This window comes from uncultured Thiohalocapsa sp., from assembly GCF_913063425.1.
Taxonomy (GTDB): domain Bacteria; phylum Pseudomonadota; class Gammaproteobacteria; order Chromatiales; family Chromatiaceae; genus Thiohalocapsa.
On the sequence record NZ_CAJXYK010000025.1, the window covers coordinates 57055 to 71567 of the forward strand.

At 68.9% G+C, this 14513-nt stretch carries 12 protein-coding genes; 10 read left to right on the forward strand and 2 right to left on the reverse strand.

Features of this window, described 5'->3' with window-relative positions:
- Positions 1-219: 219 nt before the first annotated feature.
- A complete protein-coding gene (locus tag QZ607_RS14525; protein WP_295883956.1) occupies positions 220-891 on the forward strand; it encodes an Hpt domain-containing protein in 672 nt (223 codons plus the stop codon).
- On the forward strand, positions 884-1840 hold the full coding sequence (locus QZ607_RS14530) for a diguanylate cyclase (protein WP_295883958.1): 957 nt from the start codon (positions 884-886) through the stop codon (positions 1838-1840). Before QZ607_RS14525 ends, QZ607_RS14530 begins: the two co-directional genes overlap by 8 nt.
- 123 nt (positions 1841-1963) lie before the next feature.
- On the opposite strand, the gene QZ607_RS14535 is transcribed toward QZ607_RS14530, so the two are convergent.
- Positions 1964-2860 (reverse strand): hypothetical protein, encoded by an 897-nt coding sequence (locus QZ607_RS14535; RefSeq protein ID WP_295883959.1) that lies wholly within the window; start codon positions 2858-2860, stop codon positions 1964-1966.
- A 518-nt stretch (positions 2861-3378) separates the two neighbouring features.
- On the opposite strand from QZ607_RS14535, the gene purD reads away from it, so the two are divergent.
- From purD to QZ607_RS14560, 5 genes are all read left to right on the forward strand, one after another.
- Positions 3379-4659 (forward strand): phosphoribosylamine--glycine ligase, encoded by a 1281-nt coding sequence (gene purD / locus QZ607_RS14540; RefSeq protein ID WP_295883961.1) that lies wholly within the window; start codon positions 3379-3381, stop codon positions 4657-4659.
- A gap of 245 nt (positions 4660-4904) precedes the next feature.
- Complete coding sequence (locus tag QZ607_RS14545; RefSeq protein ID WP_295883963.1) at positions 4905-5666, forward strand: hypothetical protein; 762 nt, start codon at positions 4905-4907, stop codon at positions 5664-5666.
- 81 nt (positions 5667-5747) lie between these two features.
- Entirely contained in the window at positions 5748-6044 is a 297-nt protein-coding gene (locus tag QZ607_RS14550) for a hypothetical protein (RefSeq protein ID WP_295883965.1), read from the forward strand.
- Complete coding sequence (locus tag QZ607_RS14555) at positions 6041-6958, forward strand: HprK-related kinase A (protein WP_295883968.1); 918 nt, start codon at positions 6041-6043, stop codon at positions 6956-6958. The genes QZ607_RS14550 and QZ607_RS14555 overlap by 4 nt, the downstream gene beginning before the upstream one ends.
- Complete coding sequence (locus tag QZ607_RS14560; protein WP_295883969.1) at positions 6955-8010, forward strand: nucleotidyltransferase family protein; 1056 nt, start codon at positions 6955-6957, stop codon at positions 8008-8010. The genes QZ607_RS14555 and QZ607_RS14560 overlap by 4 nt, the downstream gene beginning before the upstream one ends.
- An 8-nt stretch (positions 8011-8018) precedes the next feature.
- Here the strand turns inward: QZ607_RS14560 and QZ607_RS14565 are convergent, their stop codons facing one another.
- Complete coding sequence (locus QZ607_RS14565) at positions 8019-9074, reverse strand: phosphotransferase (protein WP_295883971.1); 1056 nt, start codon at positions 9072-9074, stop codon at positions 8019-8021.
- Positions 9075-9299: 225 nt separating this feature from the next.
- Here QZ607_RS14565 and lptD point away from each other — a divergent pair, with 225 nt between their 5' ends.
- The 3 genes from lptD to pdxA all read left to right on the forward strand — a co-directional run bounded on the left by lptD (position 9300) and on the right by pdxA (position 14416).
- Complete coding sequence (gene lptD, locus QZ607_RS14570; RefSeq protein ID WP_295883973.1) at positions 9300-11924, forward strand: LPS assembly protein LptD; 2625 nt, start codon at positions 9300-9302, stop codon at positions 11922-11924.
- Positions 11905-13242, forward strand: coding sequence for a peptidylprolyl isomerase (locus QZ607_RS14575; RefSeq protein ID WP_295883975.1), 1338 nt, complete (start codon positions 11905-11907; stop codon positions 13240-13242). The genes lptD and QZ607_RS14575 overlap by 20 nt, the downstream gene beginning before the upstream one ends.
- 139 nt (positions 13243-13381) lie before the next feature.
- Entirely contained in the window at positions 13382-14416 is a 1035-nt protein-coding gene (gene pdxA / locus QZ607_RS14580; RefSeq protein ID WP_295883977.1) for a 4-hydroxythreonine-4-phosphate dehydrogenase PdxA, read from the forward strand.
- Positions 14417-14513 lie beyond the last annotated feature (97 nt).

Below are 14513 nucleotides of genomic sequence, written 5' to 3' on the forward strand. Positions count from 1 at the left end.
GGGCAAGATGCACGCGTCTGGACGCGACTCACGCAGACTACGGCGTTGCCGGCTACCGCACCCCGCGCGCAACGGCGTATGCTGCGGTGTCCGCGGGGCACGCGGTGCGAGACCTATCGGTGCGCGCGTCGGCCCTAAACCTGCGCTGAGCCCTTGCGTAGTCCGGGCGCTCAACCGAGCCATCACCGACAACGCCGACGCCGGGCTGCCGCGATCGCCATGGCAACCGAACCCCCACCGCTGCCCGATATCCCCGGCCTGGACACTGTGGCCCTCGACGAGCGTATGCAGGGCGACCCGGCGCTCGTCCGCGCCGTGCTCGGGCACTTCGCGGCCACCCAGCGCGCCGCCGCCGATCGCCTGCCCGAGCTGGTCCAGCACGATCTGCCCGGCGCGCTGCATCGCTCGCACGACCTGAAGGGCATGCTCGGCAACCTCGGCGCCGATGCGCTCTATACGCAGGCCGCACAGCTTTGCGAGCTGCTGCGCGACGAGCCGCCGGACGTGCGCGCCGCACTCGCCCCCGCCTTGCAGCTGCAGCGCGCGCTGCCACGCTTGTGCGATGAGATTGCCGCAGCCCTCGGCCCCGAAGCCCCGCCCACCGACGGTGTGGCGGCGCCCCTCCCGCCGGTGGAGCAAGGCGCCGCCGCCGGGCACCGGGCGGCTGGGCATCAGGCACAGGATCCGTCGGCGTTCACCACAGCCCTCACCCGCCTGGCCGAGCCCCTGCGCCGCAGCCGCGCGCGTGAGGCCAAGCAGGCCCTGGCGGCGCTCAGCGCATGCGCCGCCAGCGCCGATCAGCAGACGCTGGTGGCGGACCTCACGCCACTGGTGACCGGCTACCGGTTGCGCGATGCGCTGCGCGTGCTGGAGCAGAACTGCCATGGCTGAGGCCGAGCGACCCAAGCTGCTCGTGGTCGACGACAACGAGAGCAATCTGGACATCCTGCTCGGGCTGCTCGCCGACTACGACGTCATTGTCGCCCTGGACGGCCACAGCGCGCTGGATCTCCTGCGGCAGGAGACACCGGACGTCATCCTGCTGGACATCGTCATGCCCGGCATCGACGGCTATGAGGTCTGCACCCGTCTCAAGGCCCACCCGCGCTGGCGCGATATTCCGATCCTGTTCATCACGGCCAAGACCGACGAGGCGAGCCTGGTGCGCGCCTTCGACGTGGGCGGCAGCGACTATGTCACCAAGCCCTTCCGTGCCCGCGAGCTGCTGGCGCGGGTACGCATCCAGGTGGAGTACCACCGGGCAATGGAGCAGCTGCGGCGGATGGCAGTGACGGACGAGCTCACCGGCGCGCACAACCGGCGCGCCTTCTTCGAGCTGGCGGGCCGCCTGTTCGAGGACGCGCAGGCGCGCGCCGAGCCCCTGGCAGCGCTGATGCTCGACCTCGATCACTTCAAGCAGATCAACGACGGCTACGGGCACGCCGTCGGCGACGCCGCGCTGCGGCAGTTTGCAGCGATGGTCCAGGCGTTGCTGCCGGCAACGCACCTGTTCGGCCGTCTCGGCGGCGAGGAATTTGCGCTGCTGGCACCCGGCGCCGACGCGCAGACCGCCACGGAGCTTGCTGAGCAGCTGCGCGCCGCGGTCGCCGAGCTCGCGCTGGCCGCTGCGCCATCCCATCTGCGCATGACCGTGAGTATCGGTGTCGCGACCCTGTGCGAGGGTGCCGCGGACCTGGACGCGCTCCTGAGGCAGGCCGACGCCCGACTGTTCGAGGCCAAGCGCGACGGCCGCAATCAGGTGCGTCGGACGGCGCGCCTCAGCACCCGCGCGAGCGCGGAGCGGTCCGGGGGAGGCTGCGCCGGTGAGCTTCGCCCCTGACGGAGGAACGGCTTGTGGGATGAGCGGCCGAGACGCTGGGGACGCGGCGCTGGTGCCGCCTGGCGGTGCGGGGTCGGGGACCTGTCAGAGGGCTGACGCACCGTGCGCGACGGCGCTCAGCGCTCAAGCGGCACGCCGCGCCTGGCGCCGCTCACGGCGGGTGGCGCGGTCGATGAAGCGCTGGTAGTCCGCCGCCGGGAGCATGACCCAGCCCCGGAAGCCCTGCTCCAGGCTCGCATCCTTCACCCGCATCGGCCGGTCCTGGGAGACTTCCACCAGCATCAGCTCGAACAGCCCCATATGGGCACCGGGGTCCGAGAGTCTCGACCGCCGTGCCCAATCATCGAGCCGCGGCAGCAGGTCGAGCGCGGCCTGTCCGGTGATGCCGCACTGCTGCGCATAGCCGATGAGCAGCAGGCGCTTGTACTCCGTCTCAGCGTCGAAGCCGTCATCGAAGAGGTCCACCTCGACACCGCTGTCGAGCTGCACATTGCCGCGGATCACCAGGTAGACGAACAGATCGTGCAGGTCCTGCCAGGTGTGCGGCGGGCAATCGCGGCCGGCGAGCATGGCGTAGCGCACCTGACGCCGCAGAAACTTGAAGAGGTTGCGCAGCACCCAATGCCGGTTCTCCTCGGTGGCGGCGGAGCAACGGTAACGCTTGCGGTCCAGCTCCTGGAACAACTGATCCAGATTAAGGCGCATCAGGCGGTCGAGACGCTGCTCGCTGGTGAGCCCGCCCGCACTGTCGAAGCCGCCGTGTGCCCGACGTGGATCCGGACTCGGCAATGCCGCACACACCTTGAGCACCGGGCGCTTGTAGAGCCGCATCAGCTCCAGGCGGATCTCAGGCTCCAGATCCATCCCCGTCAGTTTTTCCAGGCGCATGATGAGGGCGGGAAGCACTTCCCGAACGCTGCGCAGGCGCTGCTCGGCAAGCCAATCCGCCGTGCCCGCGACATCGTCCAGCGCCCGCAGCATCCAATCCGGTCGCGCCGTGGCGCGTTTCCCCGTTGTCATTGTTGTCGCTCTCCACTGTCTCAGCTGTGTTGCCGGGACGCTCGCCGCCGGGACTGCGACGCCCGTCAGCGTGGCCCCAGGCGCGTCTACTGGGAGTCTAGGGTAAAACACTCCATCCGCCCATAAGCCAAAAGCTTAACTACCGTTACGATAACGCCAAGCGCAGCAGACGAATGGCCCGGGAGACCCGACAAAGGCTACGCGCATCGCTGTATCCGGGGTCTTCGGCACAGAGATTGCGGTAAGCTCCCGACGCAACGCGCGATCAACCGATGACAGCGCGGGCCGCAGGCGAAATCGCATTGCTCGACGCCGCAACGGTCCGGGCACTGCGTCTGCGCAACCTCCGCAGGCCGCCCGCACTGACGCGCAAGGCCAAGGGCGCGGATGGACTGCGCGGCCGACGGGCCCGTTGCCCCGGACGCGGCATCACCCAAAGGTAGGCAGCCCGGCTTGGGGCATGTCATGATAGGTGCAACGTAAGACAAGTGCGGGCCGACCGGTCCGCCGCCACAGCCGTGACTGCACAGCAACGCAACATCCTCGTCGTCGGTGGCGGCGGCCGCGAGCACGCCCTGGCCTGGAAGCTGGCCCAATCGCCGCAGACGGCATGCGTCTATGTCGCCCCCGGCAACGGCGGCACAGCCACCGAGCCGGGCGTAGAGAACGTTCCCATCGCCGCCACGGACATCGAGGCCTTGGTGGCCTTCGCCGGCGAGCACGCCATCGACCTGACCGTTGTCGGACCGGAAGCCCCGCTGGTGGCCGGCATCGTCGATGCCTTCGAGGCCGCCGGGCACAAGTGCTTCGGGCCGCGGCGGGCCGCAGCGCAGCTGGAAGGCTCCAAGGCCTTCGCGAAGGATTTCATGGTGCGCCACGGCATTCCAACGGCGCAGTACCGCACATTCCACGGGCTCGACGCAGCCCTGGACCACCTACAGCAGGTCGGCGCGCCGGTGGTGATCAAGGCGGACGGCCTCGCGGCGGGCAAAGGCGTCATCCTCGCCGAAGACCTGGCCACAGCCGAGGCGGCCGTGCGCGACATGCTGACCGGCAACCGCTTCGGCGCAGCCGGCGCCACCGTGGTCATCGAGGAGTGGCTGCGCGGCCGCGAGGTCAGCTACATCGCGCTGGTGGACGGCAGCCACATTCTGCCGCTCGCGAGCTCGCAGGATCACAAGGCCCGGGATGACGGCGGGCGCGGCCCAAACACCGGCGGTATGGGTGCTTTCTCCCCCTCTCCGCTGGTGACTCCGGCGCTGGAGCAGCGCATCCTGGACGAGGTCATGCGCCCGACAATGGCCGGCCTCGCCGCCGACGGACTGCCTTACGTCGGTTTTCTCTACGCCGGGCTCATGATCACCGAAGATGGCGGGCCCCGCGTTCTGGAGTATAATTGTCGCTTGGGCGATCCGGAGACTCAGCCCATTCTGATGCGACTTGACACGGATCTGCTGACGCTCATCGATGCTGCGCTGGCTGGGGCGCTCGACCAAGCCGTCGCTGAATGGCATCCGCAAACGGCACTCTGCGTCGTTCTGGCGGCGGGCGGTTATCCCGGCGATTACGAGCGCGGCGTCCCAATCCAGATCGCGCCGGACGCCACCGGTGCAAAACTCTTTCATGCTGGTACACGCTTGCGAGACAGCGTTCTGGAGAGCGACGGTGGTCGCATCCTCTGTGCTGCCGCTCTCGGAGACGCGCTTGAAGACGCGCGCCGGCGCGCCTACCGGGCGCTCCAATCGGTGGCGCTGCCGGGGGGCTTCTACCGGCGGGATATTGGTCGAGAGAACGTTTAAGACACGGCGTCAGCGCGCAACCAGCGCAACCGCCGGGGGCCCGCCGTCAAACGCGAGCGACCAAGCAACACCAGCCAAGCTCACGCGCGGGGCAAGGTACCGCGACCCACAACAGAGATTTTACAGTTCGTCGCGGAGGGCTGGGGCGCGCTTTGAGGATTTTTCGCGTTTTCAGAATGCTAGATCTTTCGGCACGGATCGTGCTCTACACTCACCAAACGCACCGCATTCGTAAAGGACGGACCATGCTCGATCATCGACGCAACCCGACTGAGGCCGGAGCTACGCCGACCCGGCGGCCGGAGCAAGCAGGCACGGGAACCCAACAGGCCGTCTCCCAACAGCGGCGCGGCATCCTCCGCGCAGCGATCTCGGCTGCGCCGGTAATCGCAACCCTGCCGAGCGGCGAGGCGATGGCGGCCGGCAGTGCGCTGCAGTGCGTGATCAACGAGCAGCTCGGGGTGCAGGCCCCGCCCGCGGGAGAGGTCGATCCGCTCACAGACAACTACGCGCGCATCTCCGGCAGCGTCCAGTTCTGGCTCGTGCAGGACCCGGATATCCCAACCCAGAATACGCTCGTCGAGGTGTACCACTTCGTCGACGCCAACGGTGATCAGGTCTGGGTCTACGGGGACAACGCCACCTCCAGCAAGACCTGGCCGACACCCGGAACCTGGTTCGATACCACCACGGCGCTCCTGCCCTTCCCGAACAGCCAGCGCAACGCGGAGTTTCTTTATCTGTACAACGCGGACGTCGCACCGATCAACGATAAGACGCAGGTGTCGCAGGGGCCGAACCCCACTCCGCCCCCTGACCGAATCCCCACCGACTGTACGCTGGAGGGCATTACTTGGCCAGGCCCGCCGGCCAGCCCCGTCGGACCCAGCAAGCCCGTGCACTGCATTTATCCGATGGCGGTGCAATCGCCACAAATCGAGCAAAACCTGCCCAACAACGTCCCGCTCACGCACAGCTGCCTGACAAGCTTCCAAAACGCCATGTGAGCTGGGGCATCGCCGCAGGGTTTGACGGCGGCTGCCCGCAGCGATCCCAGTCCTCGCGTGTCAGCAACGGTCACTTTCCCAATGGGCGAGGCCCGCTGGTCGGCGGTGGGACCAATGGGGTTGCACTGGGTTTCTTGGAGCACGACCGACGCTGTGTTCCACGCTGAGACCGGGGAAACCCATCTTTTGAGCGAAATGCCATCCCTCGCGCTGCGGCTGCTGCAAACGGAAGCCTTGTCAACGGAGGACCTCTGCGTGCGGTGCGCTGCCGCCAGTGGTAACACCGACGACGGTCCGTGGCGCAGGAAGATGCTGGCCGTCCTGAACAGCCTCGAAGACCGTGAGCTCATTGAGCGCTGCCCAAGCACGACGGCATGAACAACGCCTTTGCGCGCGCACCGCAAAGGGTAGGCGTCCGACCACCACGAGCACCGGCCATCTACCGGCATGGCCCTTTCACCGTTCGGGTGACGACGCCGCTGCGCCGCCTGCGGGCGCTGCTGAGCTGGTGCTACGGCGACTCGGAACCCGATGCTGGCACAGTCCTCGTCCACTTCGACCTTCAGGTCCGCCAAGGTCCGCTTCTGCGCAGGCTGTTCTCGCCGCAGGCGATCTTCCGGACCGACACGGCGACGCCTTTCGCACCCTTTCCGCGCAGTCACGCCTTTCCACTTCTGGAGTGGGGCCTCAACTGGTGTGTCGCGACCCGCGCACATCAGTTCCTGATGCTGCATGCGGGGGTTCTGGAGCGCGATGGGTATGCACTGGTCCTGCCAGCGGTGCCCGGCTCCGGCAAGAGCACGCTCACCGCAGCCTTGGCACTGCGCGGGTGGCGCCTGCTCTCGGATGAGTTCGGTCTGCTGGATTGGCGCACCGGACTGCTGATGCCGCTGCCCCGGGCGATTCCACTGAAAAATCGGTCGATTCGGGTGATCCGCGACTTTGCGCCGGAAGCCGAGCTTGGGCCGGTGTTCCCGAAGACCCGCAAGGGCGATGTCGCGCACCTGCGCCCGCCGGCCGAAAGCCGCCGCCGGCAGCACGAGTCGGCCCAGCCTGCGTGGATCGTCTTTCCGCGCTACGTGCGCAACAGCCCGCTGCAACTCGCCGGCCTGCATGACAGCACCGCATTCACGCGCCTGTCGCAGAATGCGTTCAATTACCGCTTGCTGGGTGCGACCGGCTTCGATGCCTTGACTCAGCTGGTCAGGTCTTGTCGCTGCTGGAGCGCGCAGTTCGGCGACCTCAACGCCATGATTACCGCCATAGACCACCTACCCGTGCCGGAGATGTGAGCCCGCTGCTGCACATCATCCGCGATCCGTCCGGCGTGCAGGCGTTCTCCATGGATGCCTGGAACCGCCTGCTGCGCGAGAGCCGCGCCCACTACCTCTGCGCCCGCCTAAGCTGCCTCATCGAGGATCGGGGACTCGCACCGACTTGTCCGCCAGAGGTGTGGTCCGACCTCACCGCACAACGCTTCTTCGCCGAGCACAAGCAGGCGCAGGTGCGCCTTGAGCTGCGCAAACTGCACAAGGCGCTTGCGCCCAGAGGCATCCCGATGCTTCTGCTCAAAGGCGCCGCCTATGCCCACGCCGGCCTGCGCGTCGCCTGCGGACGCGACTTCGCCGATCTGGACATCATGGTGCCGCGCGCACAGCTGGAGGCGGCGGAGACGGCGCTGGAGGCGGGCGGCTGGCTCACGGAAACCAAGCACCGCTACGACCAGCGCTACTACCGCCGCTGGATGCACGAGCTGCCGCCGCTGCACCATCGCACGCGCTCGTTCGAGGTGGACGTCCATCATGCCCTGCTGCCGCTCACCGGACGCCTGCGACCCGATCCGACGCTGCTGTGGGCAGCGAGCCGGCGCCTGCCGGACAGCCCCTACCGCGTCCTCTGCGACGAGGACATGCTCCTGCACAGTGCAGCCCAGGTGTTCCAGGACAGTGAAATCGCAGGTGAGCTGCGCGCCCTTTTGGATCTGCACCAGCTCATGGCCGAGCTCGGACAGCGCGAGGGCTTCTGGCAGCGCCTGCTGGCGCGGGCGCAGGTGCTTGAGCTGGGCCGCCCCCTCCACTACGCACTGCGCTACTGCCACCGCATGCTCGGCACACCGGTTCCCGCCGGGGTGCTGGATGCCGCGGCGGCCCATGCACCGGGCGCGCCTGTGCAACGGCTCATGGATCTGCTCGTGCCGCGGGTGCTGGAGCCACGGTCTCCGGGGCGACCACCGGCGCGCATGGCCGTCTGGCTGCTGTTCGTGCGCTCACACTGGCTGCGCATGCCGCCGGGGCTGCTCGCTGCACACCTGCTGCGCAAGGCGTTTCGCACCGGTAAGGGGTGAAAGCTGCGTCAGCCCAGCCCTGTCGTCAGCCGGGCCTCAAGCCGCGGCAGCAGTCGCTCCTCCACGAAGCCTGCCAGCGGCACCAGGGCCGGATAGCGCGCACCGATGCGGTGCACGTAGCCGAGCGTGCGCGGGAGGTATTGCAGGTACTCGGGCCGCCCGTCACGCAGCGCGAGCCGCGCGAAAATCCCCGCCGCCTTCAGGTGACGCTGCATGCCCATGAGGTCGAGCCATCCCGTAAAGGCCGCCGCATGCGCCTGCGTCAGCAGACCGCATTGCAGCGCCAGGTCGAGGTAGGCTCCGACCCAGGTCTGCACCCGCTCCTCGGGCCAGTCGATGTAGCAGTCCCGCAGCAGGGAGACCAAGTCGTAGGTGACGGGGCCGACGACGGCATCCTGAAAGTCCAGAATGCCCGGGTTGGCGGTCTCGGTGAGCATCAGGTTGCGACTGTGGAAGTCGCGATGCACGCAGACGCGGGGCTGCGCCAGTGCGCTCTCCACCAGCAGATCGTACGTGATGTCCAGCATTGCCCGCTCCTGCGCCGCCGGCGACAGCGCGAGCAGGCCGTCGAGCAGCCACTCGTCGAAGATGCCGAGCTCGCGGCGCAGGAAGGGCTCGTCGTACTCGGGCAGGCCCGCGGGCGCAGGCGCCGCCTGGAGGGCGATCAGCGCCGCCATCGCATCGCCGTAGAGCTGGTCGGCATTGTCCGGATGCAGGTGCTCCAGGTAGTGCCGCTGACCGAGGTCCGCCACCAGCAGAAAGCCGTGCGTCAGGTCCGCAGCAAAGATCTCGGGCACGTTCAGGCCGATGGCCCGCAGTGCCCGCGCCAGTCGCACGAAGCCCGCGTTGTCTTCCGTCGCCGGTGGCGCATCCACGGCGATGACGGTCTCATCGCCACGGCGCAGGCGCCAGTAGCGGCGGAAGCTCGCATCGGCCGAGGCGGCGGCCAGCGCCGGCAGCTCGCCGTCGAGCTGCGAGCGCAGCCAGTCGCGAAAAAGCGCATCGCGATCCGTCAATGTCACCTCCGCTGCTGTGTACCAAGGCCTGCGGGCAAGGTCGGTCATGGCGGGGCCGTGCCCGCAGGCCCAATGTCGCCCCGGCAGCCTAGCAGATTCCCGCATGTTCATTGATGCACGGGGTGGAATGTGCGACTTTGTACAGTTGTGCCGCGCCTGCCTGCGGAACCTGTCCCCTCGGTCCCATGCCCTCGGCCCAGGTGTGGACCCAGCGCCGGCAGAGGCGCACGGGAATGCATCACGCGGCCCCGGCCGTCCCGAGCAACGAAGCCCATGCCATCCGCCAACCGCCAACCCTGTCTGTGCTGTGCCTGCGCCGTCGCCATTGTGCTGGTGCTGCGGGGGGCCCCCGTCATGGCCGAGCCGGGCAGACCCGACGGGCTGCCACCAGCGCCCGACCTGCCGCAGCCCGGGCCCGCTGAGCTGCCGCCGGCGCCCGATCTCCTGTCCTCCCCGGACTGGCCTGTCAGCGCATCACCCTACCTGCCGCCCGACCTCGGCACATCCGATGCCCCGCCTGTGCTGCCCACCCCGCCGGCAGATCCACCCTTGTGGGTGCTGCCGGAGGCAGTGATCCCGGACCGCGTGCAAAGCCTGCCCGGTGCCGAGCCCGTGCGGGACCGTGGTTATCTGGACCGTCCCGGCACCACCCAAGGCATCGTCCGGGAGCCCATCGAGCGCGACTCAGGCCGCCTCGAGCGCGGCCTCGACTGGGCCTATTGCGGTCCGCGGCCGCCCAGTCAAGGCGGCGGCGGACTGGCCCCGCCAGCCGGCGATGCAGCAGCTGGCCCCATCGACCTCACCGCCGGTGGGGTCTCCTACCGGCGCGACGCAGAGGTGGTGGACGCCGTCGGCGGCGTCACCGTGGTGCGCGACGATCAACGCGTGGAGGCGAACAGCCTGCGCTACGATCGCCGGCGAGAGACCATTACGACCCCCAGTGACACCTACCTGCAATACCCTCAGCTGCGGCTCGTCGGCGAGGGCGCAGAAATCAACCTGAGCACCGAGCAGGGACGTGTGGACGCCCCGCAGTTCCGGCTGTCGGGACCGCTCAACGTCCGCGGTCGCGCCGACACCGGCTACGTGGTGAGCCCAACCCGCACCGCCTATCGGGATCTGCTGTATACGAGCTGCCCACCCGGCAGCAATGCCTGGTCCCTGCGCGCGAGCCGGCTCAAGCTGGACCAGGACGCGGGCCTTGGTATCGCCCGGGATGCACGCCTGCGCATTCGCGGCTTGCCGGTGTTCTACACGCCGTACCTGCAGTTCCCCATCGACAATCGGCGGCGCAGCGGCTTCCTGATCCCCTCCGTGGGCTCGTCCGAGGAAAACGGCTTTCAGCTGGAGACCCCGTACTACTGGAACATCGCCCCGAACATGGACGCCACCCTGACGCCGCGCCTCATGAGCGAGCGCGGCGTGCTCCTGGGCGGTGAATTCCGTTGGCTGACCCGCCCGGACAGCGGCGAGATACGCGCCGGGATCCTGCCGAACGACCGCTTGTACGACGGCGACGAGCAATTCCGCTGGGCCGTCAATGCGCTGGAGGAAGGTCGCTGGCTCGATGGCCGTGTGCGTACATGGCTGGACTACAGCGCCGTCAGCGACGATGAGTACCTGGAGGACCTCGGGAACAACATCGACGCCACCAGCACGCGCCGGCTGCGCCAGCGCGGCGAAGTCGCCTACGCCGGTCGTGGCTGGTCGCTCACGACGCGCCTGGAGGCCTTTCAGACCATCGATGACATCCCCGCAACCTCCAGGCCCTATGGCCGCCTGCCGCAGATCCTGTTCCGCCTGAATCCGACGCAGCTCCTGCCGGAGGGCACACAGGACTTGCTGGGGCGCCCGCGTATCGGCCTGGAGGCGGAGTACGATTACTTCGACCACAACCACAAGGTGCATGGCCAGCGGTTCACCTTCACGCCCGTGCTGAGCTGGCCGTTGCAGCGCAGCTGGGGCCATCTGATCCCGGGGGCGCGGCTCTATGCGTCCACCTACGCACTGACCGATGCGGACCCGGGCGCACCGGACGACCCGGATCACCTGATCCCGAGCCTGGACCTGGACGGCAAGCTGATCTTCGAGCGCGAGACACGCTGGCTCGGCGACGCCGCGCTGCAGACACTGGAGCCGCGGCTCTACTACCTCTACACCCCGTACGCAGATCAGGCCGACACGCCGGTGTTCGACAGCTCGGAGCTGGATTTCAGCTTCACCAACCTGTTCCGCAACAACCGTTTCACCGGGCGGGACCGCATCGGCGACGCCAATCAGGTCACCGCGGGCATCAGCTCGCGTATGCTGCGCGCCGCGACCGGCGAGGAGCTCTTCCGCGTCAGCTTCGGTCAGATCTATTACTTCGCTGACCGCCGCGTCCAGATCAATGGCCCGGTGCAGACCGCCGAGCGCTCACCCTACACCGGCGAGCTGTCGGCGCGGCTGTTCGAGAACTGGTTCGGTCGCGCCAGCTTCCAATGGGATCCCGAGCTGGAAGAAGACGACATGCCGCGGCGCACACTGCGGCTGGAGTACCGCGACCCCGAGCGGCGTATGCTGAACCTGGCCTACCGCGCCGATCTGACCCCGCGGGAGGTGAACCGCTACGAGGATACCGACGTCTCGTTCCGGCTCCCCTTCGGCACCCAGGTGGAAATGGTCGGCCGCTGGCTCTACTCCGTGCGCCACAGCGAGACCATGGATGCCTTCGCCGGCATCGAATTCGGCCGCTGCTGCTGGCGCTTGCGCTTGCTCGGCCGCCATTTCAAGCGCCGCCCCGAGGACACCGCCAGCACCTCGGTGATGCTCCAGGTGGAGCTCGCCGGGCTCGGCGCCATCGGCGACCCCATCGGTGCATTCCTGGAACGCGAGATCTATGGCTATTCCATCGACTGATTCCCGCCCGCCGCGCTCCGCCCGACGGGGTGCCCGGCGCCTCATCGCCTGCCTGCTGCTGGGGCTCGCCGCCGGTATGGCCCAGGCGAGCAGCCCCCTGGACGGCATCGTCGCCGTGGTCAATGACGACGTCATCGTGCGCAGCGAGCTCCAGGCGGAGATCGATCTGGTGCTGCCGGAGCTCCAGGCCCGCGGCGCCGCCGTTCCCTCCCAGGCCGTGCTGGAGGAGCAGGTGCTGGAGCGGCTCATCCTCAAGCGCCTGCAGCTTCAGCAGGCCAGTCAGCTCGGCATCGAGGTGGATGAGGAGACGCTCACCAACGCGCTGAACGGCATCGCCGCCCGCAACGGCCTGACCCTGGAGCAGCTGCGCATCACACTGGAGCAGAACGGTGTGGACTTCGACAACTTCCGGGAAGACACCCGCGCGCAGATCCTCACCAGCCAGCTGCAGCAGCAGGCGGTGATGCGCAACATCCGGGTCAGCGACGCCGAGATCGAGCGCTTTCTGGAGCAGGAGGCCGACACGCTCATCCAGCGCCGGGAGGTGAAGCTCCAGCACATCCTGGTGGCACTGCCGGAGCGCCCGAGCAGCGCCCAGGTGGCGGCCGCCCGCAGCAAGGCCGAGCGACTGCTGGCGCGGCTGCGCGAGGGTGCCGACTTCGCCAGCGTCGCCGCAGCGGAGTCCGACGGCCGCCGTGCACTGGAGGGCGGCGACCTCGGCTGGTTCCCCATGGCCGAGGTGCCGACCCTGGCCGTGCCGGCCTCCCAGAGCCTCGCCAAGGGCGCGGTCACCGATCCCATCCAGAGCCCGAGCGGCTTCCATCTCATCAAGATCGCCGACATCAAGGGCGACGGACCGGAGCCCGTGAGCCAGACCCAGGCCCGCCACATCCTGATCCGCACCAACGAGCTGGTCTCGGACGACGATGCCCGCCGGCGGCTGGAGCAGCTGCGCCTGCGTATCCTCGGCGGTGACGATTTCGCCACCCTTGCCCGCGCCCACTCCGATGACACGGGCACCGCGCTCAAGGGCGGCGACCTCGGCTGGGTGGACCCCGGTGACACCGTACCGGAGTTCGAGGAGGTGATGGACGCCCTCGCCCCGGGCGACCTGAGCGAGCCCTTCCAGAGTCCCTTCGGCTGGCACATCGTGCAGGTGCTGGAGCGCCGCCAGCAGGACACTCCGGACGAGCTGCTGCGCATGAAGGCCGCCGACGCGCTGCGCCAGCGCAAGGCGGAGGAGGCCACCGAGATCTGGCTGCGCCAGCTGCGCGACGAGGCCTATGTGGACCTGCGACTGGACGCAATGGACTACTGACCCGACACAGCGCCCGGCTGGCGCCCGACGATGCGCAGCACAATGCACGCACCGGCCGGAGCCGACGCCCGCTCCTACCGCTGCGCGGACCGGTTGCAACCTGGAGCAGCCCTATTTTCCGAGCCGGCACAGGCACCCCATGACCACCACCGACACCACCCGAGCACCCCCGCGCATCGCACTCACACCTGGGGAGCCTGCCGGCATCGGCCCGGACTTATGCGTGCGCCTTGCGCAGCAGGCGCATGCGGCGGAGCTGGTGGCCCTGTGCGACCCGGCACTGCTGCGGGAGCGCGCGGCGGCCCTGGGCCTGGCGTTGTCGCTGGAGCCGCTTCAGCCGGCGGCGGCGCCGGCACCCCAGGCGCCCGGCAGCCTGCGTGTGGACCCGGTGGCGCGGCTGCGCACGCCGGCCGTGCCGGGCCGCCTCGACACCCGCAACGCGGGCTATGTGGTGGAGACGCTCACCGCCGCCTGCCAGGGCTGCCGCAGCGGCCGCTATGCCGCCGTGGTCACGGCCCCGGTGCACAAGGGCGTCATCAACGACGCCGGCCTCGCCTTCACCGGCCACACGGAGCTGTTCGCCGAGCAGTGCGGCGCCCGACCCGTGATGCTGCTGGCGGCGCCCGGGCTCAAGGTGGCCCTGGCCACCACGCATCTGCCCCTGCGGGACGTTTCGGCAGCACTGAGCCGGCAGGGCATCTCTGACGTGCTCCAGACGCTGCTCGCGGACCTGCCGCGACGTTTCGGCATCGCCAGGCCCCGCATCGCCGTCTGCGGGCTGAATCCGCACGCCGGCGAGGGCGGCCACCTGGGCCGGGAGGAGATCGAGATCATCGTGCCCGTGCTGGAGCGCTTCCGTGCCGCGGGTGCGGACGTGCGCGGCCCGCTGCCGGCGGACACGGCCTTCCTGCCGCCGCTGCTGGCGGACACCGACGTGGTGCTGGCCATGTACCACGACCAGGGCCTGCCGGTGCTGAAGCATCTCGGCTTCGGCCACGCGGTCAACGTGACCCTGGGCCTGCCCATCATCCGCACCTCGGTGGACCACGGCACGGCACTGGACCTGGCGGGCACCGGCCGCGCCGACCCGGGCAGCCTGGCGGCGGCGCTGGAGATGGCCGTGGAGATGGCAGCGCGGGAAGCCGGCGCAAAGACACGCGGGGCAGAGGCCTGACGGCCAGCGCCGCCCTGGCTCAGGTCGCGTCGCCGCGTCGTTGCGCGCCCCCTGCTGCATCCTTGCCCGCCACCTCCGTTGCGTGAGACCGAGCTCG